Raw genomic sequence first — 21,925 nt, 5'->3', positions numbered from 1 at the left:
GCAGGAGCCCGCCCCTGCGGCAGGCAGTCTGGGCCGCCCGCTATCAGCGGCGCATGCCTACACCGATAGCCACCACGCCGACAACGATGGCCGCGATGCCAGCCCACGCCGGGATTGCCACCGACTTCTCGGTCTCGGCAGTGGCCTTCACAGAACCGATCTGCAGCACGGTTTCCTCGGACTTGTAGTTGAAGCCCTTGTAGGCCAGGGCGGCGATGCCCAGGACGATCAGAATGGCGCCGATGATCTTCATTTTTTCTCTCCTGTTCGACTTGCTGCGCGGACATTAGCGCATAGGGCCGCCGCTGTCAGTGACAGAAGGTGTCGCATCGCGCTGCGGCATTGCCGCACTTCGGCAAAGCGCCCGCGTCGTATAGAATCAACCCTTTTGGCCGACGCTCATGTGGTTCAAGAATCTCAAGATTTATCGCCTCTCCTCGCCGTGGACGCTGGTCGGCGACCAGCTTGAAGAAACGCTCGCGCGGCATGCCTACCAAAGCGGCAACAACCTGGAAATGCAGAGCCTGGGCTGGGTGCCTCCGCGTGAAAACGGCGGCCTCGCCCATGTGGTCAACGGCCAGATCCTGCTGAGCCTGCGCGCCGAGAAGAAACTCTTGCCGGGCACGGTCGTGAACCAGGTCGCCAAGGCCCGCGCCCAGGAAATCGAAGAGCAGCAAGGCTACAAGCCGGGCCGCAAGCAGATGAAGGAAATCAAGGAGCGCGTCACCGACGAGCTGCTGCCGCGCGCCTTCAGCGTGTACCGCGACACCCGCGTCTGGATCGATCCGCAGAACCATTGGCTGGTGATCGATGCGGCCGCCTCCGCCAAGGCCGACGAAGTCATCGGCCTCCTGGCCAAGTGCGTGGACCCCTTCCCGCTCGAAAACCTGTACGTGGCGCAATCGCCGGCGTCGGCCATGACCGGCTGGCTGGCCGAGGACGAAGCCCCGTCCAACTTCTCGATCGATCAGGACACCGAGCTGCGCTCCTCGGGCGAGAGCGGCGCGGCCATCCGCTACGTCAAGCATTCGATCGACGCGGACGACGTGCGCCGCCATATCCAGTCGGGCAAGCAGTGCACCCGCCTGGCCATGACCTGGGCCGACCGCATTTCCTTCGTGCTGACCGAGGGCCTGGACGTCAAGCGCGTCGCTCCCTTGGACGTGCTGAAGGAAGGCAATGAAGGCGTGGCCGCCAATGACGACGAGAAGTTCGATTCCGACATGATGCTGATGACGGGCGAACTGGCCAAGATGATGGCCGAACTGGTCGACGCACTGGGTGGCGAAAAGAAGGTGTAAGCGCCTTCCACCGCAGTGATCGGGCCGCCCTTGCCGGGCGGCCTTTTTCATGGGTGGCAGGAGCGCTTCAGGCCGGGCCACGTGCCAGGCCCTGCCGCGTCAGGCCGCGACGGCCCGGTCGCGTCCGGCTTGCTTGGCCTCGTACAGCGCCTTGTCGGCGCGGTCGATCAGATAGGCGTAGTCGGGATGGCCGTCGAAGGTCGCGACGCCGATGCTGGCCGTGATGTGCTGCGGACCGGCCTCGGGAATATTGAAGACATGGCGGCGGATCTCGGCGCCCAGCTTCTCGGCCGCGGCCAGCGCGGCCTCCCGCCCCGCATCCACCAGCACCACCAGGAACTCCTCGCCGCCGTAGCGAAACACGAAATCGCTGGAGCGGCACGATTGGTGCAGGACCTCGGCGAACTGGCGCAACACCTGGTCGCCCCCGGAATGGCCGTGCTGGTCGTTGATGGACTTGAAGTGATCGATGTCCAGCAACAGGACCGAAAACGGGGTGCGCTGGCGCCGCGCAATCGAGATCTCGCGCCCCACCACCGAAGGCAGGAAGCGCCGGTTCAGCACATTGGTCAGGGGATCGCTGCCGCTCTCGATCTCGGCCACCATGTCGAACAGGCCGTTGAGCAGATGCTTGATGCGCGCCACCTGCTCCTGCAGTTCGCGCACGTGGTCAGGCATCGCGGCCGTCTGCCCCTGCGCTTCGTCGCGCATCAACCGCGGCAGCACCACGCCGTCCAGGTGCGCGACGGCTTCCGTGATCTGCAGCAGGCCGGGCGCGCTTTCGAACATCGCGCCGCCCTTGTGCTGCAGCCACAAGCCGAACTCGGACGCTGCCAGCCGCGGCAGGCTCTGCCCCGGCGCGCGGTAATGCAGGCCGATCAGCACGGACTGGCTCCATTCCAACAGCGCGGCGCGCTGGCGCTCGCGTTCGGTGGAGATGTTCTGCCCCAGGGCGAAGAGCCGGTAGGCTTCGTCATTGCGGGCGCCGCGATTGATGTCGCGCATGAAGGCCCGGCTCATCTGCTCGACCGCCAGGTCGAACAGGTTGCATACGTACTGGGTCGCCACGGACGCGGCCATGCCGTCCAGGTCGCTGGCGCGCAGGCGCAGCGCGATCTCGTTCTTCAGGATGCGGGCGCCGGCCATCACCAGATGGATGGGGATATGGACGCGGGCATGCACCTCGCCCACCTTCTTCTGCGTGGCCATCAAGTCGGCGATGTCGCCTTGCTCGCGCACGCACAGCAATCCCCTGAGCCAGCCCCTCATGCCGGCGTGCAGGCGGGTGGAGACGATCTCGTGGGAGAGGCGCGGACCGGCCTCGGCATCGGACAGCAAGGTGGAATAGAAGGCGTCGACCAGTTCCGTCAGGCTGTCGCTGACCACGGCGGCCACTTGCCCGCGCGTATAGGCGTCGACCGACTGATAGATCGCGACCCAGGCCTGCTCGTTGGACGCGCTCAAGTAGCACTCCTGGCCGGATGCGCCAGCGTGCCGGTCGGAAAGTGACGGGACGCCAATACTGCTTGATGACATAGATAATCCGCCCTAAGGCTGCACGGGGTGTCCTGAAACGACACGCGACAGAAAAAACCAGCGCGGATTATGCTTGAAAACCCCAGGCCAGGGCCGCCAGGCGGCTCCAGCCCTAGGGGTATTCGGCCAAGAGGCAGGCCGTTTAATCCAGCCCGTGGAAAACGGAATCGTCCGGACCAACGTGGGACGGATGCTGCCAGGTCACGTCGCGCAGGGAATGCTGGACCAGGCCTTCCACGCCCAGCAGCACCGCGAAGATCGCCATGCGGATGGGGATGCCGTTGTCGGTCTGGCGGAAGATGGCCAGGCGCGGATCGTGGTTCAGGTCCACGCTCAGGTCATTGGCGCCGGGACGGCTGTCGCGCGGCAGCGGGTGCATCACGATGGTATCCGGACCGCAGTAGGCGTCGATGGTGGCGCGGCTGATCTGGAAGTCCGGCGTGTAGCCTTCGTTCTCTTCATTGGCGAAGCGTTCCTTCTGCACGCGCGTCGCGTAGATGACGTCGGCGCCGGCCAGGCCTTCGGCCAGCGAGGTCTTCTGCTCGATGATGTTGCCGTTGCGGCTGGCCTGCTCGATGATGTAGGCCGGCATTTCCAGGCCCTTGGGCGACACCAGCGAGAACTTCACGTTCTTGTACAGCGCCATCAGCTTGATGAGCGAATGCACCGTGCGGCCGTACTTCAGGTCGCCGACCATGGCGATGTGGGCGCCGTCCAGCAGCTTGCCCAGGCGCGAGAACTCCGTGAGGATCGTGTACAGGTCCAGCAGGGCCTGGCTCGGGTGCTCGCCGGGGCCGTCGCCGCCGTTGACCACCGGAATGTTGGTCGCCCGCGCGAATTCCGCGACCGAACCCTGGTCCGGATGGCGGATGACCATGGCGTCGACATAGCCGCTCATGACGCGGCTGGTGTCGTAGATCGACTCGCCCTTGGCCATGGACGAGAACGTAAAGCCGGTGGTGTCGCAGACCGAGCCGCCCAGGCGGCAGAACGCCGAACCGAAGCTGACGCGGGTTCGGGTGCTGGCCTCGAAGAACAGGTTGCCCAGCACGGCGCCCTCCAGCACGCGGGACACCTTCTGGCGGCGCGCGATGGGTTGCATCATGTCGGCCACGCGGAACAGGTCCTCGACCGATTCGCGGGTGAATTGGTCCACCGACAGCAGCTGGTACTTGCCTTCCACCGCGATGCGGTCACGCAAGGGGCCTTCTTGTACGCTTTGCGTATATTTTTCCAGCAAGACTCCGTTCTGCACGATTTCGCTGACGAAACGCTGCACCACTTCCGGCATGGCGCGGAATTCCTGCGAACCCTCGGGCAACAGCCAGGTATCCAGGGCCCGGCGCTTGACGCCGATGCGGGTGGCGAACACGTCGCGGGTGAGATTCAGGCGCCGCATGGCGTCGCGCAGGAAGGCTTGCTGAGAGATGGTCATGACGGGCCCCGAACAGGAGATTTATATACGCACTGCGCATATTATTCTCAACACAAATTCAAGTCCAACACTTTTGCGCACAAGGGTTTACCCGCAGCTACCGCCTAGCATAGGCGGTCGTCAGGGGCGTATCCGTTACCGACTGGCCGACCGCCGTCCAGCAGGCGGCGCAGAAGGCCAGCGCGCTCAACAGGTAGCAAAGCATGCCCAGGATCTGCGCCGGCCAATGGGCCCGCGTCAGGTGCCCGGTGTAGCCTTGACGCAACAGGCTCACCTGGGCCAGATAGGCGAACAGCACGCCCAGGCAGGCGGCCAGCAGGCCGCCCAGCAACAGGGCGAGAGGCAACTGCACATCGGGCGGGGCGATATCGCCGCCCACCACGCCCAGGGAAAAACCGGTCAGGATCAGCGCCGCGCCGCCGTTGAGCCAGCCCAGGAAGCGGAACGCTCCCGCCAGCAGCGCAAACGACAGGCCATAGGCGCGGATCTGCTGGGCGCGGGGATCCATGGGGATCAGCCTTCGCCGCCCTTGCGGCAGACGGGAGTGGCGCTCTGGATCGAGGCCTTGGCGGCGGCGATCTCTGCCGCATCCCAGCGACCTTCGCCCAGCACGGTGATGGTCACCTTGGAGGTCGAGGGCGTATCGCTTTCGGCGGCGATCAGTTCGAGCACCTTGGCGGGTTCGGTCACCTTGTAGAGCTGCACCTCGTCGGGCGCGCCCTTTTCACCCTTCACGTGGCGCCAGGCATAGGCCACGTTGTAGGCATGCTGGACTTGTACATGGCAGGCGCGCACGTATTCGCCCGCGCGGCGAAAGGCCGCCTCGTAGTTGGTGTTGACGGTGAAGGTCTCCTTCACCACGTTGTCGGATTCGTAGATCCCTTTGCTCGCGCAGCCGGCCAACAGGGCCGCAAACGCCATTCCCAACCACAGAGACTTGCGCATGACACTTCCTACCATCGATTCAACTCTGGAATTATGCCAGTGAGGAGTGGTTGACCCCCACGCCGCACTCGCGTGCTACCCCACCCTGACGGCAACAAAAAAGCCGCGGAGAGATGCGTGGGCATTTCTCGCGCGGCCTTGGGCCGGGATTGCGGCCGCCTACTTGGTGGCTGCGCCTTCGATTTTCTCTCCGCCTCTTTGGATGTCCTTGCCTGCACCCGCCACGGTGTTGCAACCCGCCGAAAGTGCGGCGATCGAAAGCATCATGACGAGAAAGACTTTGTTCTTCATAAACATCTCCTGTCTGGGCTGGAAAGTGAAGCCAGCATACCGCAAAGGCCCTGGTTTGGGCATCCTCCGGGCATGGTCGCGGGGGCGGATTCGGGGCCGCCCGCAATCGCTGCAACGCAGCAAAGAAGTGCCGCCAAAAGGCTTGCGTTCGCCTGTCGCGCAATTGCCGCCAATCGATTAGGATGCGCAAATGACCAAGAAACACGCATCGCAAAACGCCGGCGCCGCCCCGCAAGGCTGGGGTTGGGAACAACCCCAATGCCGCGGCCAAGCGGCATTGGCGCTCTTCATCGACGACCTCCATCGCATCCTTCAGGCGCACGCCGCCGGCAAGCTGGCTGACAGCAGCACGCTGGCCGACGCCCAACACAATGTGAACGAATTGCTGGCTCGCTACAACGAAATCAACGCCGCGCCGGATATCTTCCTCGGACAATCGGTCGAACTCAAAGAGGGAGTCGACCGTGACGGGGTGTCCCATACGGTCCCCATTTTTTCAGCACGCCTGAAGCAGTCCTTGGTATCGATGCTGGGTCAGGGCCCAGCCTGACTCGCAGGTCCAGGACCATAACCAGAACAGTTACAGCAGGAGACCCCACAATGCAGAATGCCGACAATGTCGTAGAGTTTCTCCGATTGCTGTCCCTGGACGTATCGCTGGGCGCAGCCGCCCAGCATGCCGCCAGCCAGGCGGATGCGCCCCTGGCCCTGGCCCGGCTGGCCACCGCGCATGGCTTGCCCTGCAACGCTTCGGACTGGTCTGCCTTTGCCCGCAGCTGCCTGGACAACTCCGAGCAAGATACAGCTCCCGAGGAACCCGCCATCTGGCAACTGGTCCAGGATCCGGCACACGGCACCGACATACCGGCCAGTTCCATTACCCGCGTCATCGGCATCATCACGCAACCCGAAGGCGGCGCTCCCGTGGTCGGCCAAGTCGTCGGCGACCTGGCGCCGCGCGCACCGCTGGGTCTGGCGCCCTACTCCTCGGGCTCCTGAGCCTGCCCCGCTTCAAGCCGCCGGCGGCATCCGCCCGCCGGCTCGCAGGAAATCCACCACGCCAGCCGCCGCAACCACGGCGCTGGCCATGCAAGCCGTCAGCAGGTAGCCGCCCGTAGGCGCCTCCCAATCCAGCATTTCCCCCGCGCAGAACACCCCTGGAACCTGACGTAGCATCAGGCCGGGATCGAGCGCGTCGAACGCCACCCCGCCCGCAGTGCTGATCGCCTCGTCGATGGGGCGCGCCCGCAGCAAACGCAGGGGCAGCGCCTTGATGCGCAAGCCCAGCCGCTCGGGATCGCGGAAGTCCTCGGCCGTGGCGCATTCGCGCAGCAGGCCCGCCTTTACCCCGATCAGGCCCAAGCGGCTTTGCAGATGGCTGGACATCGAACGCGAACCGCGCGGATGCGTCACCGCGGCCAAAACTTTTTCCTGGGGCCAATCGGGGGCCAGATCCAGCATGGCGGTAGCGTACCCTTGCGCGTCGATCTGGTCGCGCAGCGGCGCCGACAAGGCGTAGACCAGGCTGCCTTCGATGCCGGTTTCCGAAATGACGAACTCCCCCTGCCTGGCCAACTTGCCGCCTGCCCCGGTCTCGCAAGACATGGCCACGGATTTGACCGGCTGCCCCGCATTGCGCTCGCGGAAATGATCCGACCACGCCACGTCGAAGCCGCAATTGGCCGGGCGCAACGGCGCAACTCCGATGCCGTGCGCCTGGAGTCCCTGCACCCAGGTGCCGTCCGACCCGAGCTTGGCCCAGCTGCCCCCGCCCAGCGCCAGCACCACGGCGTCGGCCGCATGCTCCCGCAAGCCCTCGGGCGTCTGAAAACGCAACGTCGCCGCGCCCGGCTGCGAACCCGGGGACCAGCCCAGCCAGCGATGCCGCATGTGCAGGCGCACGCCGCTGGCGCGCAACCTGGCCAGCCAGGCCCGCAATAAGGGAGCGGCCTTCATCTCCTGGGGAAACACGCGGCCGGACGAACCCACGAAGGTCTGGATGCCCAGGCCGTGCGTCCATTCGCGCAGCGCAGCGGCATCCAGCGCCCGCAGCCAGGGCGCCACTTGCGGCGCGCGCTCTCCGTAACGCGCCAGGAACGGCGCGGCCGGTTCGCTATGAGTCAGATTCAATCCGCCGCGCCCCGCCATCAGGAACTTGCGCCCCACCGAGGGCATGGCGTCAAACACGTCCACCTCCACGCCCTGCGCGCTCAAGCGTTCGGCGGCCATCAGGCCTGCCGGACCGCCGCCGATGACCGCGACGCGCGCGGCTGCCGGACTCATGGCGCAGGCGCCTTCAAGCCGAGGGAATGGATACGCAAAACACAGAACATGGGAGACAAACCGGGAGGGAAAGGCCGAGGAGACGCGGCCGCGCCGCAGGGGGAAAAGATTGTCGCACAGCCCCGCTGCGCGGGCGGGACAGACGCAATAAACGCCCCCTTTGGGGCGTTTATTGACCGCAGGCGCCAAGCCTTTGTTATTACAGGGAAAACCCGAAATACGCAGAGGCTATCCCAAGGCTTGTCCACAATGGCTGTGGGTAATTCGGCCTGCAAACCGGGCAAGTTCCCGGCTCTTGCCGCGCTTGCGCCTCAGGCGTGGGCGGCGGATAGCATGGGTCCGGACCAGGGTTCGGAGTCCAGTTCGAAACGCAGTTCCTGGAATTCACCATCCACCGAGACCGAGGGCAGCAGCCCGGCGCCCAACGCCTGGCCGAGCGCGCGGCGGCACAGGGTTTCGGGATCGTCGGGCAAGGACTGGAACACCCCGTCCGGTATGCGCAGACGCAGCAGCGCCTGGGGATCGCCGCGCTCCGCGGGGCGGCCGATATGAATATGGGCAGGATAGCCGTGCGGGCACCATATGCCCACGTGGAATTTGCCGTCAGCGCCGGTATCGGCGACATAGCCGGGATGATCGTATTTTGCTGTTCCCATGGACCCTCCTCGAGTGCGGCAAACTAGCGCGCGTGGCCCATGGTAGCGCAGGGCCGCAACGCTGTGCGGCCACGAACACCAGGGAAAGTCCGGACTGGAACAAAGGTTTGACGCAGAGCAAGCGGCGAAAAAAAAGCCGCGATGAATTCGCGGCTTTTTTCTGCTGGTGGCTGTTCGACGCGCATCTTTCGACGTGCTGCCGGAACATCCGGGTCCTGCTTGAAACTGGTTGCGGGGGCAGGATTTGAACCTACGACCTTCGGGTTATGAGCCCGACGAGCTGCCAGACTGCTCCACCCCGCGTCTGATGTGTGAATCATACATCATTTTGAAATCTTGTGCAGCGCACCCAGCGCATTTTTTCCAGTTTCGGTCGAATTCACCTGAAAAAAAGTGGTCGCGGCGCGCAAAAACCGGCCAAGCGGGCCTGGTTTGTCCAGGCAGATCACTTCCGCGGCCCCGATGGCCGTGACCCGCGCCACGCCGCCGTATGCCAGTCCATGCCCTTCCCCGGCATTGATGCGCACCGAAACCGCGCCAGGCAATCCTCCCGCGGCTTCCGGGCCGGTCGCGGGCTCTTCGACGCGCACGCTGCCGCTGACGCAGACCAGGGTGGCGCCTGCGCCCAACACGAGTTTGCGGCTGGCGCCGGCGGCGAGTTCGAGGCGGCGGGCCAGCGCATCGGGGGCGGAATTCATGGTCATGATCATCTCCAGTAGGACAATCACAGGCTACGCGCCCCCTGCTATGCGCAACAGTCACACTCTCTGGGTTTCTGTACCGGTGCAGAACCTCGATTTTCCACCTGTTATGGTGTACTTTGCATGAATCTGTGCCTACCCTCATTCCAACCTCGGGGAGCATGATCGGCGCATGGACCCGCAACCGCTATACCTACGCTTGGCGAACCATTACCGGCGCGCCATCCAGACAGGCGTGCTGGCTCCCGCCCAGCGCATGCCCTCGGTCCGCACCCTCGTGCGCACCCATCACGTCAGCCTGTCCACGGCGCTGCAAGCCTGCCGCCAGTTGGAAGACGATGGCTTGATCGAAGCCCGGCCCCGTTCGGGATACTTCGTGCTCAAGCCCCGGCGCAACAGCATCCCGCCCGTGGGCGAACCTGACATCCGCCAGACGCTGGGCGCCGCGCAATACGTGGGCATCCACGACCGGGTCTCGGATTTCGTGGCCAAGTGCGAGGCGCATCCCGTCAGCGCCAACTTCGCCCTGGCCGCGGCGGTGCCCGAGGCCTACCCGCTGGAAGAACTGAAGCAGGCCATGATCCGCGCGCTGCGCCTGTCGCCCCAGGTGCTGGTCAGCCCGGTACCGCCACAAGGGCATCCGGAACTGCGCACCGTGCTGGCCCGGCGCGCCCTGGCCAACGGCATCAACGCCACGCCCGATGACGTCATCGTCACGCACGGCTGCATCGAGGCGCTGAACCTGGCGCTGCGCGCGGTGGCCCGGCCCGGTGACACCATCGCGGTCGAGTCGCCCGCCTATTTCGGCCTGCTGCAGATCCTGGAAAGCCTGGGCATGCGGGCGCTGGAGATTCCCACCAGCCCCCAGCACGGCCTGTCGATCGAAGCGCTGGACCTGGCCTTCCAGACGCATGGCAACATCCGCGCGGTGGTGGTGGTGCCCAATTTCCAGAATCCGCTGGGCTGCGTCATGCCCGAAGCGGAAAAGGCGCGGCTGGTCGCCCTGTGCGAACGCCAGCAGGTGCCGCTGATCGAAGACGACACCTACGGCGCGCTGACCGACGACGACACGCCGCTGGCCGCCGCCAAGTCCTGGGACGCGACCGGCAACGTCATCTATTGCTCGTCCATGCACAAGACGCTGGCGCCGGGAATGCGGCTGGGCTGGCTGCTGGGCGGCCGCTGGAAGGCCCGCATCGCCATGCTGAAGTTCGCGCAGAGCCGCCCCAACGAACCGCTGGCGCAGATGGCCGTGGCGGAGTTCATGGGATCGCGCGCCTATGACCGGCATCTGTCGCGCCTGCGCCGGCAACTGAAGATGCAGCGCGACCAGACCGCCGAAACCATCGCCGCGCACTTCCCGGCCGGCACGCGGCTGAGCGTGCCGCAAGGCGGCATGCTGCTGTGGGTGGAAATGCCCGACGGCCGCTCCGGCATGGACGTGTTCGAAGCCGCCCTGCGCCAGGGCATACGGGTCGCGCCCGGCGCCATGTTTTCCAATGGCACGCGCTACAACCACTTCCTGCGCATCAGCTGCGGGCAGCGCACCACGCCCGAGATCACCCACGCGCTGCAGACGCTCGCACGCATCGTGGGCGAGCGGCCCCGATGAACCCGGCCCTGCACCAGTTCATCGTCGACTACGGCCTTTGGGCAGTATTCGGCGGCACGCTGCTCGAAGGCGAAAGCGTGGTCGTGTTCGCCGGATTTCTCGCGCACCAGCGTCTCCTGCACCTGCCTTATGTGATGCTGTGCGCGTTCGCCGGCTCATTTCTCGCGGACCAGGCGCTGTTCTACCTGGGCCGCCGCTACCGCGACCATCGCTACGTCCAGCGCATCCGCGAAAAACCCGCGTTCGCAAAGGCGCTGGAGGCGGTGGACCGCTATCCGCACGGCTTCATACTGAGCCTGCGCTTTCTCTATGGCTTGCGCACCGTGGGGCCGGTGGCGCTGGGCGTGTCGCGCGTGTCGCCGCTGCGCTTCCTGGTGCTGAATGGCATCGCCGCCGCGATCTGGGCGGTGTGCTTCAGCACGCTGGGCTATGCGTTCGGGCAGACGATCGAATCCCTGCTGGGACGCCTGCATGGCGTGGAAACCAAGTTGGCGGTGGCCGTCGCGATCGGAGTGGTGATCTGGCTGGCGTATCACCTGTTCGGCAGGCGCCGCAAGTAAGCGCGGCCTCAGACCACCAGCTTGCCGCTGGCGCGCAGCACGTAGCGGCGCCGCGCATTGCGGTACCAGGTGCCGACGAAGGGCAGGCGCGACAGGCGGCGCAATATGGGATGACGCTGGTCGAAGTCGTGCCAGGCCTTGAAGCCATGCCCCATGCGCTCCCAGCTCTGGCGCGCCTCGGGCGAGAGTTTGCCGGGGTCGAACGCCGCCAGCTTTGCTGCTTCCGAGACGCGCACCGCCACCGATCCGCCCCGGCATTCCAATGAAAACTGATTCCGCATGGGGCCGAATATTACCCGGCTTGCAGCCCCTACGCGCGGCCGCCTGAACCGCCTTCCGCATGGGCAATCGGAGCCACCTTTGACCGCCCCGCGCAAGCCTTTGTAATTAAAGAAAATTGGATATCTATGCCCGTACTATCCCAAGGCTTGTCCACAGAAGTTGTGGGTAACTTCCGCCTGGGCCTGCGCAGGCCGGGGGGTTACTTCAGCGCACCGACGATCATGTCGCGCACGCTCTCGAAACCCGCCACGTATTGCGGATTCTCGGAGCGGGCCAGCAGGCTGGAATAGTTCTGCTCCAGCTGGGCCTCGATGGCCTCGCGCAGGCCGGGCGAAGCCTTGACCAGATGCAGCATCGACAGCAGCGTCGAGTTCAGCGCGTCGATGCGTCCGCCCTGGTGCGAGATGGTGTGCACGATGACGGCGATTTGTTCCTGAATGTCCATGTGAAAGCCTCCTGGCATTGAAGTCGGCGCAAATCCTAGCACGGCGCTCTCGCAACCCTCGCGCTAGGCAAGGCCCGCGCGCCGCGCTAGCATGAACCGAGGCCGCGCGGCGCCGCGGCGCACGCCACCGGTTCCGCGCCCCGGAATATCCGGTGCAATGGGAGGCCGCTCATGAAGACGATCCAGAACTACGTTCCGCCGGATGCCCAAGCCATGCGGCGCCTGCAGGACCGCCTCGGATACAGCAATGCCCGCATGGCGGAACTGGCGGGACTGGACGCGGCCATTCCCTGGCCCAGCTATGTCGGCGGCCCCGAGCCGCGCTCGCTCGGCCGCCAACGCTTATTTTACGTGGCGGCCCGGCTGACGCTGGAGGAAGCGGAATGGCAACGGGTGCTGGCCGCCATGCGCGAGCTGGGCGCCCATTTCGATTACCGGGAGCCGCAGTTCCCGGACGCCGCGCCCGCGCCCGAACCCATAGCCGACGAAGAGCGCAAGTTCGGCATGCTGCTGGTCAGCCGCAACGGCTCCTTCCACGAAATGGAGCAGCTGCGCGAGTTCGCGCATTTCGCCCACGAAGCCGACGTCAGCCGCTACGTGCACTCGGCCTTCTACGACAGCGACATCGACCTGTGCCGCTTCAGCTTCGCGGATCACGACGGCCTGGACGACGCCAGCCGCGACCGCATCTTCGACGCCGCGCGCAAGACCATCACGCGCTTCGAGTTCGACGGCCGCATCTACCAGGGCGGCATTCCGCCGGAGTCGGACGGCTAGCGCGCCTACGCTGGGCCGCGCCAGCAAACAGCCGCGCATTGACGCGGACAAGCCCGGGCCTGTACCGTCGGCACTCGCGCCCTTGCGCTTCTTGCCGACCCTCACCGTATGAACGAACGACTCGACGCCATCGACCGGCAACTGCTCAGCCTGCTGCAAGCCAATGCGCGCGAACCCGCGGCCATCCTGGCGCGCAAGCTCGGCCTGGCCCGCACCACCGTGGTGGCGCGCATCGCGCGGCTTGAACGCGAACACATCGTGGCGGGCTACGGCGTGCGCCTCGGGCGGCTGCTGGAAGAAGCGGCGGTGCGCGCCTACTGCTTCATCAGCGTGTTGCCCAAGACGCCGGCGGCGGTGATCCGCGAACTGGAGAAGATGCCCGAGGTCGAGGAAGTCTCGTCGGTCAGCGGCCCCTATGACTATCTGATCTTCCTGCGCTGCGAAACCCATGAACAGCTGGACGAACTGCTGGACCGCATCGGCCTGATCGACGGCGTCAAGCAAACCCAGACTTCCATCGTCCTCAGCCGCAAGCTCGACCGCCGCAGCGCCGTGGGCGCGCCTTGAAATGATGGTGTAATGGCAGCTATCGTGATTCCAGGACCCCTCATGCTTGCACGCCTTGCCCCCGCCGCCGCCCTGCTCACCCTGCTGGCCGCCTGTTCCAGCATGAGCGAGGTCACGTCCGTCGACAAGGACACCTACAGCGTCAGCTACAGCTCCGGCACCCAGATGATGACCTGGGTGGAAATCAAGACCCAGGCCCTGCAACGCGCCGAGGAGTACTGCCAGTCCTCCGGCCGCAAGCTGCTCAAGCCCAAGATCACGTCCAACCATGCGACCGGCCTGGGCTCCAAGCGCGCCACGGTCACCTTCCAGTGCGGCGTCATCGAAACCGCGAAGAAACCTGCCGAGTAGGGCGGCGCGGGCCGGGCCAGGTCCGCGATCGGGTGTAGCATTTATCGCAACGCAACCCCAATTCCAAGAAGCATCGTGAAGACCTCCCTGCCCGTGGGTATCACCATGGGCGATGCCGCCGGCATCGGCCCCGAAATCGTCGTCAAGGCCTGCGCGCAAGGCTTGAATGCGCCTTGCGTGGTGTATGGCGACGCAGGCGCGCTGCGCCGTGCCGCCGCCCAGCTGGGCGCGCGGCTTCAGATCGTCGAAATCGCGGACGTGGGCCAGGCCACGGCCGGGGCGGACCACATCAACGTGATAGCCTGCAGCCCCACCCTGCCCGCCGACCTGCCGCTGGGGCAGATCAGCGCGCTTGCCGGACGCGGCGCCTACGACTACGTCTGCGCGGCCATCGACGACGCGCAGGCCGGCCGCATCCGCGCGATCGTCACGGCGCCGCTGAACAAGAAATCCATGCACGCGGCCGGCATCGACTACCCCGGCCACACCGAGATCCTGGCTGAACGCTCGGACACCCGCGACTTCGCGATGATGCTGGCCAACGACGAGCTGCGCGTGCTGCTGGTGACCATACACGTGGCGCTGGCCGATGTGATCGCGCGCATCACGCCGCAATCGGAGCTGACCGCCATGCGGCTGGCGGACCAGGCCTGCCGGCAGATGGGTATCGCGCAGCCGCGCGTCGCGGTCGCCGGCCTGAATCCGCACGCGGGCGAAGGCGGCAAGTTCGGCCGCGAGGACATCGACATCATCGAACCCGCGATCGCCGCCGCCCGCGAACAAGGCATAGACGCCAGCGGCCCCTGGCCCGGCGACACGATCTTCATGCGCGCGCGGCGCGGCGAATTCGACATCGTGGTCGCCCAGTATCACGACCAGGGCCTCATCCCGGTCAAGTACCTGGGCCTGGACCATGGCGTGAACGTGACGGTGGGCCTGCCCTTCGTGCGCACCAGCGTCGACCACGGCACCGCCTTCGACATCGCGGGCAAGGGCCTGGCCGACCACGCCTCGCTGGTCGCCGCCTTCGACCTGGCGCTGGCCATGACGCCTTGAGGCCGGCCGGCGCCGCTTCGCGGCGCTGACAACTGGCTGTCAGGAAGCATTGCGTCCCCGGGACTACAATACGCCCCGTTTACGGCGCCTCCCGGGCGCTTCCCGTCCGTCTCCCTCCCGTCCTCATGTCACGCCTTGCCCGCCTTCTGCCCGACCGCTTCACCCTCTACCTGATCTGCACCGTCATCATTGCCAGCATCGTGCCCGCGCACGGGCAAGGCGTGGCCGTGTTCGGCTGGATCACCAACATTGCGGTCGGCCTGCTGTTCTTCCTGCACGGCGCGCGCCTGTCGCGCGAGGCCATCATCGCCGGCCTGACGCACTGGAAGCTGCACCTGACGATCTTCTCGGCGACCTTCCTGATGTTCCCGCTGCTGGGCCTGGCGCTCAAGCCCGTGCTGGAGCCGCTGGTCACGCCGGAGCTTTACCTGGGCATCATGTTCCTGTGCTGCCTGCCCGCCACGGTGCAATCGGCCATCGCCTTCACCTCGATGGCGCGCGGCAACGTGCCGGCCGCCGTGTGCAGCGCCTCCGCTTCCAGCCTGCTCGGCATCTTCCTCACGCCGCTGCTGGTGGGCACGGTGGTCGCCAATGCCGGCAGCGCGCCGATTTCCTTCGACGCCGTCATCAAGATCATGCTGCAGCTGCTGCTGCCTTTCGTGCTGGGCCAGTTCGCGCGCCGCTGGATCGGCGCCTGGGTGCACAAGCGCAAGGCCATGCTCAAGTTCGTCGACCAGGGCTCCATCCTGCTGGTGGTCTACACGGCCTTTTCGGAAGCCATCAACGAGGGCCTGTGGAGCTCGACCCCGATCCCCGCGCTGGCTGGCCTGGTCGTGGCCTGCTCCGTGATCCTGGCGCTGGCGCTGGGCCTGTCGGCGCTGGCCGGTCGCGTGTTCGGCTTCAATGTCGAAGACCGCATCACGCTGCTGTTCTGCGGCTCGAAGAAAAGCCTGGCCAGCGGCATCCCGATGGCGCAGGTGCTGTTCGCCGGCCATGCCGTGGGCGCCATCGTGCTGCCCCTGATGCTGTTCCACCAGATCCAGCTGATGGTGTGCGGCGTGCTGGCGGCGCGCTTCGGCAAACGGCCCGAAGCAGAAGCCTGACATCGCTTTCCAGAACGCAATAAAAAACCGCGCCGAGGCGCGGTTTTTTCATGGGCCGGGCAGGCTCAGTACATGTCGCGCGGCTGCGCGCCCGAGAAGTTCAGGAAGCGCGTGCTGGAGCCCTGGAAGGTCAGGCGCACAGAGCCGATAGGACCGTTACGCTGCTTGCCGATGATGATCTCGGCGGTGCCCTTGTCCGGCGAATCGGGGTTATAGACCTCGTCGCGGTAGATGAACAGGATCACGTCGGCGTCCTGTTCGATAGCGCCGGATTCGCGCAGGTCGCTCATCACGGGACGCTTGTTGGGGCGCTGCTCCAGGCTTCGGTTCAGCTGCGACAGCGCGATCAGCGGGCAGTTGAGTTCCTTGGCCAGGCCCTTGAGCGAGCGGCTGATTTCCGACACTTCGGTGGCCCGGTTTTCACCCGAGCCGTTGCCCGACATGAGCTGAAGGTAGTCGATGATGATCAGGCCGAGCTGGCCGCACTGGCGCGCCAGGCGGCGCGCGCGCGCGCGCACTTCCATCGGGCTGAGCGCCGGCGACTCGTCAATGTAGACCTGCGCGTCCTGCATCAGCTGGACGGCGTGAGTCACGCGCGGCCAGTCCTCGGCGATCAGCTTGCCGGTCCGCATGCGGTGCTGGTCCAGCAGGCCGACCGAACCCAGCATACGCATGGCCAGCTGCACCGCGCCCATTTCCATGGAGAACACCGCCACTGGCAGCCCTTCCTCGATGGCGACGTGCTCGCCGATGTTCATCGAGAACGAGGTCTTGCCCATCGAGGGGCGGCCGGCCACGATGATCAAGTCGCCGCCTTGCATGCCCGAAGTCATCTTGTCCAGGTCGGTGAAGCCGGTGGGCACGCCGGTCACGTCGGAGGTGCTCTCGCGGTGATAGAGCTCGTCGATACGCTCCACCACCTGCGTCAGCAGCGGCTGGATTTCCTGGAAGCCCGCGGCGCCGCGGGCGCCCTCCTGGGCGATCTGAAAGACCTTGGACTCGGCCTCGTCCAGCAGCTGGCGGGCTTCCTTGCCCTGCGGGCTCATGGCGGCCGCCGAGATCTCGTCGGCAATCGCGACCAGCTTGCGCAGCATGGCGCGCTCGCGCACGATCTCGCCATAGCGGCGGATGTTGGCCGCCGACGGCGTGTTGTGGGCCAGCGCGTTCAGATAAGCCAAGCCGCCGGCGTCCTCGGCCTTGCCGGCGCTGACCAGCGATTCATGGACGGTGATGACGTCGGCCGGGCGCGCCAGGCCGATCAGGCGGGCGATATGGTGCCAAATCAGCCGGTGGTCATGGCGGTAGAAATCTTCTTCGACCAGCACGTCGGCAATGCGGTCCCAGGCCGCGTTGTCCAGCAGCAGGCCGCCCAGCACCGACTGCTCCGCCTCGATGGAATGGGGGGGAACGCGCAGGTATTCGAGCTGGGAATCGGCAGGTGTATTCATGACTTCAATAGTAACGGCTGCAGGATGTCCGCAACGCGGAAGAATCCCTGGATGTCGCGCGAAGGCAGGCGGCCCAGCACCACGCGCAGGGGCGCCGCGACGGCGCATAGCACCCGCGCCAGGCGGGTCAGGCGGGCCCGGACCTCCGCGTCGGGATTGCTCTCGAAGTAGACGTCAAGCGCCAGTTTACCCAGCGTGCGGGCCACGTCGTCGGGCAATTTACGCAAAGACACCATAGAGGCCAGCATCTGGAACAGATCGTAGGCCTGCGCCAGCGGCCGCGACAGGGTCGCGCCGATGTTCTCTTCGAAATCAATGCGCCAGAGCTCGCCGTCCTGCAGCGTAATGTTGCGGATCTGCGCGCCGCCGTGCCACATGCCGCGGGCATGGAAGGCGGCCAGGTCGGCCGCGGCCGCGCGCGCCAGCCACATCCGGGACGTGGTGTCCTCGTTGCGGATCAGGTCCGCCAAGTCCTCGCCCACATATTCCAGCACCAGCAGGCCTTGCTCCTGCCACCATACCTCGGGCACGCGGCAGCCCGCTTCGAGCAACTGCGCCAGGCGCCGCGCCTCATGCGCCAGACCGTTGTGCAACAGCACGCCAGGCCGCGGAAACTCGCCCAGGAAGAGCTTGCAGCCCACGCCCAGGAACAGCGCGCGCACATAGCGCAGCGCGTAGCTGACGCCGCGCCCGATGCTGGGGCGGCGGCGCTTGATGATGCAGCGCACGCCATCTATCGTCACATCCCGCACCGAAGGCTCACGCGACGCATCCACGCCATCAAGCCAGGCTCGCAGGCCAGGCGGCGCGTTGTGGTGAACGGGGGGCTGAGTCAAGAGGTCCTCTGAGGAAAGCGGTGCTGAGCCTGGATCGTGAGCCCGAAGACTACACGCAATACGGCGAGACAAACAGAAAAAAAGCCGGCACGCGGGCCGGCTTTTTTCTTACTGCGGATACCGGCTTAGGACAGTTCGCCTTCGACCAGGATCGTCACGTCGACCAGCACGTCAGCGTGCAGGGCGACCTGGGCGGGGAATTCGCCGATCGACTTCAGCTGGCCGTTGGGCAGGCGGATTTGCGACTTTTCGACGGCTTCGAAACCGGCCTTGCGCAGACCTTCGGCGATGTCGGCATTGGTGACCGAGCCGAACAGACGGCCGTCGACGCCAGCCTTCTGGACGATCTTCAGCTGGAAGCCGGCGACGCGCTCGCCCAGGGCTTGGGCAGCGGCCAGCTTTTCAGCCTGGGCCTTTTCCAGTTCAGCGCGGCGCGCTTCGAATTCCTTCAGGGCGGCGTCGGTTGCGCGACGGGCCTTGCGCTGGGGGATCAGGAAGTTGCGGGCGTAGCCATCACGCACGCGCACGACTTCGCCGAGGTTACCCAGGTTGACGACTTTTTCGAGCAGAATAACTTGCATTTCAGTGCCCCGGATTAGTTGTGGTTATCGGTGTAAGGCAACAGAGCCAGGAAGCGCGCGCGCTTGATGGCCGTGTCCAGCTGACGCTGGTAGATTGCCTTGGTGCCGGTCAGGCGAGCCGGGATGATCTTGCCGTTTTCTTGCACGAAGTCGCGCAGGGTGTCCAGATCCTTGTAGTCGATCTCTTCCACGCCGGCAGCGGTGAAGCGGCAGAACTTACGACGCTTGAAGAGCGGGTTCTGCTGCGTGAATTTGCGTTTTTCCTTGCGTTTTCCGAAGAAAGCCATGATATGTGCCTCTTTGTTTGAGGGGGCCGGGTTTTACCCAAAACGGGCCCAAACCCCCATAACCTATCCGATTTCAGAAGGCGCTCATCGCGCCTCTTGCTCAATTCCCTTCAAGCCACCAGCGGATCGCGTCCTGCGCTGCCGCTGATCTTGCGTGCCTGCTGCAAATGCAGCTTCACCTTCACCGAGTCCTTGCGGGTGGGAGCCAGAAACCCCTGCACCAGCAATTCGGACCCTAGGGCGGTGTCCTTCAGCAGCAACGCCAGATCGCCCAGTGCCACGGCCGAGATAGTCAGTTCGACGCGGCGCGGGAGGCCTGCTTCGACGACTTCCGACTCGTGCGCCAGCACCATTTCCAGTGCGGGCAATCCGGCGGGAGTGTGGCGCAAAGGCTCGCATTCGAGAACGCGGGCGCTGAGTTCCAGCTTGTTCATCCTGCCAGGCACCGAGGGGACTTCATGGGATGAGCTCTGCGTGAGCCCTGCTTACTCGGCCTGAGCCGGCGCTGCTGCTTCAGCCGAAGCCTTGCGGGCTTCTTCGCGTTCGACCGACTTCATCATGATCGAGGGCGTGGCTTGAGCCTTCTTGGTCTTGATGACCAGGTGGCGCAGAACGGCGTCGTTGTAGCGGAACGAGTGTTCCAGCTCATCCAGCGTGGCTTGGCCGCACTCGATGTTCAGGCAGACGTAGTGAGCCTTGACGAGCTTCTGGATCGGGTAGGCCAGTTGACGGCGGCCCCAGTCTTCCAGGCGGTGAACCGAGCCGCCTTGGCCCGTGACCAGCGCTTGGTAACGCTCGACCATGGCGGGCACTTGCTCGCTTTGGTCGGGGTGAACGATAAACACCACTTCGTAGTGACGCATGAGTAAAACTCCTTGAGGATGTCTCGCCGGCCGGCCGTCTTGCACCCATGCTTTCCATCAGGGGTGGTCATGCATATCGGGATTTGCATCGCCGATCTGCGTCCTAGACAGTGGCCCGCAAGGGGCAGCCCGCTACCCAAAAACCATGGGCGGTCGAGCAAGAAAGCTCTCGATTATCACCGATCGAGGCAATCGGCGCAAGCCAGGAAGGCCTCAGGAAATCAGGGACGGACTATTTTCGCCTCCCTGCCCCGCTGGCCGAGGCAAATCGGCCACATCGATTTCCTGGGGACGGTTGACCACGCTGACCATCACATAGCTGATGATCATCAGCAGGAACCACGAGCCCAGCTTGGCGATGGACACCAACTCCCAGCCCTGCGACTGGTTGGGATAGCGCCAGGCATTGGCAAAGGTGCCGATGTTTTCCGCGAACCAGATGAACAAGGCCACCAGCACGAAGCCCAGCAGCAAAGGCATGCGGCGGTAGACCCGCCAGATCCGGAAATACACCCAGGTGCGCGCGAACAGGATGGCGGTCAGCGCGAACAGCACCCAGCGGAAATCCATGACGTAGTGATGCGCAAAGAAATTCACATAGATCAGCACCGACAGCGCCACGCAGGCCGCCACCGGTGGATGGGCGCGAAAACGGAAGTCGAACAAACGCCAGACGCGGGCAAGATAGCTGCCCACCGCCGCGTACATGAAACCGGTGAACAGCGGCACGCCGCCGATGCGCAAGACACTGGCCTCCGGATACAGCCATGAACCCGCGGCGGTCTTGAACACTTCCATCCCAGTTCCCACCACATGGAACAGCAGGATCACGCGGGCTTCGCTCCAGGTCTCCATGCGCTGCGCCAGCAGCAGCGCCTGGATGCCCAGGGCCGCCAGGGTCAGGAAGTCGTAGCGGGCCAGCGCGGCATCCTTCGGATACCACCAGTGCGTGCCCAGCAACAGCGCGCACATCAGGCCGCCGAACAGGCAGGCCCAGGCCTGCTTCACGCCGAAGCGGAAGAACTCGTAGAGCGCGACGCCAAAACGGCCGCGGCCGGCCAGATTGCTGGCCAGCCGCGATTCCCATTCCTGCAGCCCCGCGATGAGCGGCCAGTCATTGGCCGCCGGATGGCTCACGGAAAGCTCAGCCTTCCACGACGGCGTAGGCCGAGTGGTTGTGGATGGATTCGAAGTTCTCGGCTTCCACGCGGTAGCGGGCGATGCCGGGATGCGCATTCAGGCGGGCTGCCACGTCGCGCACCAGGTCTTCGACGAACTTGGGATTGTCGTAGGCTCGCTCGGTGACGTATTTCTCGTCGGGGCGCTTGAGCAAGCCCCAGAGTTCGCATGAACCCTCTTCCTCGATCAGGCGGATGACGCCGTCCATGCCGATGTCGGCGTTCAGGATGGCGGACACCGTGACGTGCGAGCGCTGGTTGTGCGCGCCGTATTCGGAGATGGCCTTGGAGCAGGGACAGAGGCTGGTGACGGGCACCTGCACGATCAGTTCGAACTCGACCTCGTCGCCCTGTGCGCGAGCAATCCACTGCACTTCGTAGTCCAGCAGGCTCTGCACGCCGGAGATCGGGGCGGACTTGTTGATGAAGTACGGGAAGGCGGCGGTGATGTCGCCGCGCTCGGCATGCAGCAGCGGCAGCATGTCGGCCGCCATGGCGCGGAACAGGGTCGGCGTCATGGGGGTGCTGCGGTACTTTTCCAGCAGGGCCACGAAGCGGGACATGTGCGTCCCTTTTTCTTCGGGCGGCAGCGCGACGGTCAGCGTCCAGTTGGCCACGGTGCCCTGGGGCGAGCCGTCGCCGCTTTCAATCAACATGGGATGGCGCACGCCACGGATACCCACGCGCTGGATCGGGATGTGCCGGGTGTCCGCCGAACTCTGGACGTCGGGCATCACGATGGCGGGGTCGATCGGAGAATTCATTTCGGCTTACCTGTCTAGGCAGTCAGTCGTGAAAACGCACGGGCCTAGGAATCTTTGAGAGGGGGCC

At 65.3% G+C, this 21,925-nt stretch carries 29 protein-coding genes and 1 tRNA gene; 10 read left to right on the top strand and 20 right to left on the bottom strand.

Annotated features, from left to right (window positions below; all coding sequences use genetic code 11):
• Positions 1-43: 43 nt before the first annotated feature.
• Positions 44-253, bottom strand: a complete 210-nt coding sequence (locus HWY37_RS27675; protein ID WP_175208650.1) for a hypothetical protein — start codon at positions 251-253, stop codon at positions 44-46.
• Positions 254-401: 148 nt separating this feature from the next.
• On the opposite strand from HWY37_RS27675, the gene HWY37_RS27670 reads away from it, so the two are divergent.
• The gene (locus tag HWY37_RS27670) at positions 402-1,301 is read left to right on the top strand and encodes a recombination-associated protein RdgC (protein WP_175208651.1); all 900 of its coding nucleotides are present in this window, start codon (positions 402-404) and stop codon (positions 1,299-1,301) included.
• A gap of 99 nt (positions 1,302-1,400) precedes the next feature.
• On the opposite strand, the gene HWY37_RS27665 is transcribed toward HWY37_RS27670, so the two are convergent.
• The 5 genes from HWY37_RS27665 to HWY37_RS27645 all read right to left on the bottom strand — a co-directional run bounded on the left by HWY37_RS27665 (position 1,401) and on the right by HWY37_RS27645 (position 5,508).
• A complete protein-coding gene (locus tag HWY37_RS27665) occupies positions 1,401-2,765 on the bottom strand; it encodes a diguanylate cyclase (protein WP_246302421.1) in 1,365 nt (454 codons plus the stop codon).
• A gap of 214 nt (positions 2,766-2,979) precedes the next feature.
• On the bottom strand, positions 2,980-4,272 hold the full coding sequence (locus HWY37_RS27660) for an aspartate carbamoyltransferase (RefSeq protein WP_175208653.1): 1,293 nt from the start codon (positions 4,270-4,272) through the stop codon (positions 2,980-2,982).
• Positions 4,273-4,369: 97 nt separating this feature from the next.
• Positions 4,370-4,780: a hypothetical protein gene (locus HWY37_RS27655; RefSeq protein WP_175208654.1), complete on the bottom strand. Its 411-nt coding sequence runs from the start codon at positions 4,778-4,780 to the stop codon at positions 4,370-4,372.
• A gap of 5 nt (positions 4,781-4,785) precedes the next feature.
• Positions 4,786-5,217 carry a BPTD_2524 family lipoprotein gene (locus tag HWY37_RS27650; protein ID WP_175208655.1) on the bottom strand — a complete coding sequence of 144 codons (432 nt, stop codon included), beginning with the start codon at positions 5,215-5,217 and terminating at the stop codon, positions 4,786-4,788.
• A 159-nt stretch (positions 5,218-5,376) separates the two neighbouring features.
• Entirely contained in the window at positions 5,377-5,508 is a 132-nt protein-coding gene (locus tag HWY37_RS27645; protein ID WP_175208656.1) for an entericidin A/B family lipoprotein, read from the bottom strand.
• 190 nt (positions 5,509-5,698) lie between these two features.
• Here HWY37_RS27645 and HWY37_RS27640 point away from each other — a divergent pair, with 190 nt between their 5' ends.
• Together HWY37_RS27640 and HWY37_RS27635 are read left to right on the top strand one after the other, a co-directional pair.
• A complete protein-coding gene (locus tag HWY37_RS27640; RefSeq protein ID WP_175208657.1) occupies positions 5,699-6,058 on the top strand; it encodes a hypothetical protein in 360 nt (119 codons plus the stop codon).
• A gap of 50 nt (positions 6,059-6,108) precedes the next feature.
• Entirely contained in the window at positions 6,109-6,507 is a 399-nt protein-coding gene (locus HWY37_RS27635; RefSeq protein ID WP_175208658.1) for a hypothetical protein, read from the top strand.
• Between the two features lie 12 nt (positions 6,508-6,519).
• Here HWY37_RS27635 and HWY37_RS27630 read toward each other — a convergent pair whose 3' ends face one another.
• From HWY37_RS27630 to HWY37_RS27615, 4 genes are all read right to left on the bottom strand, one after another.
• Positions 6,520-7,791 carry a TIGR03862 family flavoprotein gene (locus HWY37_RS27630; protein ID WP_175208659.1) on the bottom strand — a complete coding sequence of 424 codons (1,272 nt, stop codon included), beginning with the start codon at positions 7,789-7,791 and terminating at the stop codon, positions 6,520-6,522.
• A gap of 311 nt (positions 7,792-8,102) precedes the next feature.
• Positions 8,103-8,447 carry a hypothetical protein gene (locus HWY37_RS27625; RefSeq protein WP_175208660.1) on the bottom strand — a complete coding sequence of 115 codons (345 nt, stop codon included), beginning with the start codon at positions 8,445-8,447 and terminating at the stop codon, positions 8,103-8,105.
• 226 nt (positions 8,448-8,673) lie between these two features.
• Positions 8,674-8,750, bottom strand: a tRNA-Met gene (locus HWY37_RS27620).
• Positions 8,751-8,770: 20 nt separating this feature from the next.
• On the bottom strand, positions 8,771-9,151 hold the full coding sequence (locus HWY37_RS27615) for a hypothetical protein (RefSeq protein WP_176090292.1): 381 nt from the start codon (positions 9,149-9,151) through the stop codon (positions 8,771-8,773).
• 169 nt (positions 9,152-9,320) lie between these two features.
• On the opposite strand from HWY37_RS27615, the gene HWY37_RS27610 reads away from it, so the two are divergent.
• Entirely contained in the window at positions 9,321-10,760 is a 1,440-nt protein-coding gene (locus HWY37_RS27610) for an aminotransferase-like domain-containing protein (protein ID WP_175208662.1), read from the top strand.
• Complete coding sequence (locus HWY37_RS27605) at positions 10,757-11,320, top strand: DedA family protein (protein ID WP_175208663.1); 564 nt, start codon at positions 10,757-10,759, stop codon at positions 11,318-11,320. The genes HWY37_RS27610 and HWY37_RS27605 overlap by 4 nt, the downstream gene beginning before the upstream one ends.
• Before the next feature lie 8 nt (positions 11,321-11,328).
• On the opposite strand, the gene HWY37_RS27600 is transcribed toward HWY37_RS27605, so the two are convergent.
• Entirely contained in the window at positions 11,329-11,556 is a 228-nt protein-coding gene (locus HWY37_RS27600) for a hypothetical protein (RefSeq protein ID WP_246302420.1), read from the bottom strand.
• 245 nt (positions 11,557-11,801) lie between these two features.
• Entirely contained in the window at positions 11,802-12,047 is a 246-nt protein-coding gene (locus tag HWY37_RS27595) for a hypothetical protein (RefSeq protein ID WP_175208665.1), read from the bottom strand.
• A gap of 171 nt (positions 12,048-12,218) precedes the next feature.
• Between HWY37_RS27595 and HWY37_RS27590 the strand changes: the two genes are divergently transcribed.
• The 5 genes from HWY37_RS27590 to HWY37_RS27570 all read left to right on the top strand — a co-directional run bounded on the left by HWY37_RS27590 (position 12,219) and on the right by HWY37_RS27570 (position 15,901).
• Positions 12,219-12,824: a hypothetical protein gene (locus HWY37_RS27590; RefSeq protein WP_175208666.1), complete on the top strand. Its 606-nt coding sequence runs from the start codon at positions 12,219-12,221 to the stop codon at positions 12,822-12,824.
• A 108-nt stretch (positions 12,825-12,932) separates the two neighbouring features.
• Positions 12,933-13,391, top strand: coding sequence for an Lrp/AsnC family transcriptional regulator (locus HWY37_RS27585; protein ID WP_042792624.1), 459 nt, complete (start codon positions 12,933-12,935; stop codon positions 13,389-13,391).
• Between the two features lie 42 nt (positions 13,392-13,433).
• A complete protein-coding gene (locus HWY37_RS27580; RefSeq protein WP_175208667.1) occupies positions 13,434-13,742 on the top strand; it encodes a hypothetical protein in 309 nt (102 codons plus the stop codon).
• Positions 13,743-13,817: 75 nt separating this feature from the next.
• Positions 13,818-14,798, top strand: coding sequence for a 4-hydroxythreonine-4-phosphate dehydrogenase PdxA (pdxA, locus tag HWY37_RS27575; protein ID WP_175208668.1), 981 nt, complete (start codon positions 13,818-13,820; stop codon positions 14,796-14,798).
• Positions 14,799-14,923: 125 nt separating this feature from the next.
• The gene (locus HWY37_RS27570; RefSeq protein WP_175208669.1) at positions 14,924-15,901 is read left to right on the top strand and encodes a bile acid:sodium symporter family protein; all 978 of its coding nucleotides are present in this window, start codon (positions 14,924-14,926) and stop codon (positions 15,899-15,901) included.
• Positions 15,902-15,966: 65 nt separating this feature from the next.
• Here HWY37_RS27570 and HWY37_RS27565 read toward each other — a convergent pair whose 3' ends face one another.
• The 8 genes from HWY37_RS27565 to folE2 all read right to left on the bottom strand — a co-directional run bounded on the left by HWY37_RS27565 (position 15,967) and on the right by folE2 (position 21,858).
• Positions 15,967-17,349, bottom strand: a complete 1,383-nt coding sequence (locus HWY37_RS27565) for a replicative DNA helicase (protein WP_054451030.1) — start codon at positions 17,347-17,349, stop codon at positions 15,967-15,969.
• Positions 17,346-18,185 (bottom strand): RIO1 family regulatory kinase/ATPase domain-containing protein, encoded by an 840-nt coding sequence (locus tag HWY37_RS27560; protein ID WP_175208670.1) that lies wholly within the window; start codon positions 18,183-18,185, stop codon positions 17,346-17,348. Before HWY37_RS27560 ends, HWY37_RS27565 begins: the two co-directional genes overlap by 4 nt.
• A gap of 125 nt (positions 18,186-18,310) precedes the next feature.
• Positions 18,311-18,766 (bottom strand): 50S ribosomal protein L9, encoded by a 456-nt coding sequence (rplI, locus tag HWY37_RS27555; protein WP_175208671.1) that lies wholly within the window; start codon positions 18,764-18,766, stop codon positions 18,311-18,313.
• A gap of 14 nt (positions 18,767-18,780) precedes the next feature.
• The gene (gene rpsR / locus HWY37_RS27550) at positions 18,781-19,053 is read right to left on the bottom strand and encodes a 30S ribosomal protein S18 (RefSeq protein ID WP_006218308.1); all 273 of its coding nucleotides are present in this window, start codon (positions 19,051-19,053) and stop codon (positions 18,781-18,783) included.
• 110 nt (positions 19,054-19,163) lie between these two features.
• On the bottom strand, positions 19,164-19,487 hold the full coding sequence (gene priB / locus HWY37_RS27545) for a primosomal replication protein N (RefSeq protein WP_175208672.1): 324 nt from the start codon (positions 19,485-19,487) through the stop codon (positions 19,164-19,166).
• Positions 19,488-19,538: 51 nt separating this feature from the next.
• Complete coding sequence (gene rpsF, locus HWY37_RS27540; RefSeq protein WP_013392507.1) at positions 19,539-19,916, bottom strand: 30S ribosomal protein S6; 378 nt, start codon at positions 19,914-19,916, stop codon at positions 19,539-19,541.
• A gap of 213 nt (positions 19,917-20,129) precedes the next feature.
• Positions 20,130-21,053: a DUF817 domain-containing protein gene (locus HWY37_RS27535; RefSeq protein ID WP_176090291.1), complete on the bottom strand. Its 924-nt coding sequence runs from the start codon at positions 21,051-21,053 to the stop codon at positions 20,130-20,132.
• Positions 21,054-21,060: 7 nt separating this feature from the next.
• Positions 21,061-21,858: a GTP cyclohydrolase FolE2 gene (folE2, locus tag HWY37_RS27530; RefSeq protein WP_013392505.1), complete on the bottom strand. Its 798-nt coding sequence runs from the start codon at positions 21,856-21,858 to the stop codon at positions 21,061-21,063.
• Between the last annotated feature and the right edge of the window lie 67 nt (positions 21,859-21,925).

Source organism: Achromobacter anxifer (assembly GCF_903652925.1).
In the GTDB taxonomy this organism is placed as follows: domain Bacteria; phylum Pseudomonadota; class Gammaproteobacteria; order Burkholderiales; family Burkholderiaceae_B; genus Achromobacter; species Achromobacter anxifer.
This window is presented reverse-complemented; position numbering and strand designations above follow the sequence as displayed.

Coding starts and splice junctions, on each gene's coding strand:
- HWY37_RS27640 (WP_175208657.1), top strand. CDS start 5,699: ATGACCAAGAAACACGCATCGCAAAACGCCGGCGCCGCCCCGCAAGGC.
- HWY37_RS27630 (WP_175208659.1), bottom strand. CDS start 7,791: ATGAGTCCGGCAGCCGCGCGCGTCGCGGTCATCGGCGGCGGTCCGGCA.
- HWY37_RS27655 (WP_175208654.1), bottom strand. CDS start 4,780: ATGGATCCCCGCGCCCAGCAGATCCGCGCCTATGGCCTGTCGTTTGCG.
- HWY37_RS27565 (WP_054451030.1), bottom strand. CDS start 17,349: ATGAATACACCTGCCGATTCCCAGCTCGAATACCTGCGCGTTCCCCCC.
- HWY37_RS27585 (WP_042792624.1), top strand. CDS start 12,933: ATGAACGAACGACTCGACGCCATCGACCGGCAACTGCTCAGCCTGCTG.
- HWY37_RS27580 (WP_175208667.1), top strand. CDS start 13,434: ATGCTTGCACGCCTTGCCCCCGCCGCCGCCCTGCTCACCCTGCTGGCC.
- HWY37_RS27605 (WP_175208663.1), top strand. CDS start 10,757: ATGAACCCGGCCCTGCACCAGTTCATCGTCGACTACGGCCTTTGGGCA.
- HWY37_RS27570 (WP_175208669.1), top strand. CDS start 14,924: ATGTCACGCCTTGCCCGCCTTCTGCCCGACCGCTTCACCCTCTACCTG.
- HWY37_RS27670 (WP_175208651.1), top strand. CDS start 402: ATGTGGTTCAAGAATCTCAAGATTTATCGCCTCTCCTCGCCGTGGACG.
- HWY37_RS27660 (WP_175208653.1), bottom strand. CDS start 4,272: ATGACCATCTCTCAGCAAGCCTTCCTGCGCGACGCCATGCGGCGCCTG.
- HWY37_RS27595 (WP_175208665.1), bottom strand. CDS start 12,047: ATGGACATTCAGGAACAAATCGCCGTCATCGTGCACACCATCTCGCAC.
- HWY37_RS27650 (WP_175208655.1), bottom strand. CDS start 5,217: ATGCGCAAGTCTCTGTGGTTGGGAATGGCGTTTGCGGCCCTGTTGGCC.
- HWY37_RS27645 (WP_175208656.1), bottom strand. CDS start 5,508: ATGAAGAACAAAGTCTTTCTCGTCATGATGCTTTCGATCGCCGCACTT.
- HWY37_RS27635 (WP_175208658.1), top strand. CDS start 6,109: ATGCAGAATGCCGACAATGTCGTAGAGTTTCTCCGATTGCTGTCCCTG.
- rplI (WP_175208671.1), bottom strand. CDS start 18,766: ATGCAAGTTATTCTGCTCGAAAAAGTCGTCAACCTGGGTAACCTCGGC.
- HWY37_RS27625 (WP_175208660.1), bottom strand. CDS start 8,447: ATGGGAACAGCAAAATACGATCATCCCGGCTATGTCGCCGATACCGGC.
- rpsF (WP_013392507.1), bottom strand. CDS start 19,916: ATGCGTCACTACGAAGTGGTGTTTATCGTTCACCCCGACCAAAGCGAG.
- HWY37_RS27590 (WP_175208666.1), top strand. CDS start 12,219: ATGAAGACGATCCAGAACTACGTTCCGCCGGATGCCCAAGCCATGCGG.
- HWY37_RS27675 (WP_175208650.1), bottom strand. CDS start 253: ATGAAGATCATCGGCGCCATTCTGATCGTCCTGGGCATCGCCGCCCTG.
- rpsR (WP_006218308.1), bottom strand. CDS start 19,053: ATGGCTTTCTTCGGAAAACGCAAGGAAAAACGCAAATTCACGCAGCAG.
- HWY37_RS27615 (WP_176090292.1), bottom strand. CDS start 9,151: ATGACCATGAATTCCGCCCCCGATGCGCTGGCCCGCCGCCTCGAACTC.
- HWY37_RS27610 (WP_175208662.1), top strand. CDS start 9,321: ATGGACCCGCAACCGCTATACCTACGCTTGGCGAACCATTACCGGCGC.
- folE2 (WP_013392505.1), bottom strand. CDS start 21,858: ATGAATTCTCCGATCGACCCCGCCATCGTGATGCCCGACGTCCAGAGT.
- priB (WP_175208672.1), bottom strand. CDS start 19,487: ATGAACAAGCTGGAACTCAGCGCCCGCGTTCTCGAATGCGAGCCTTTG.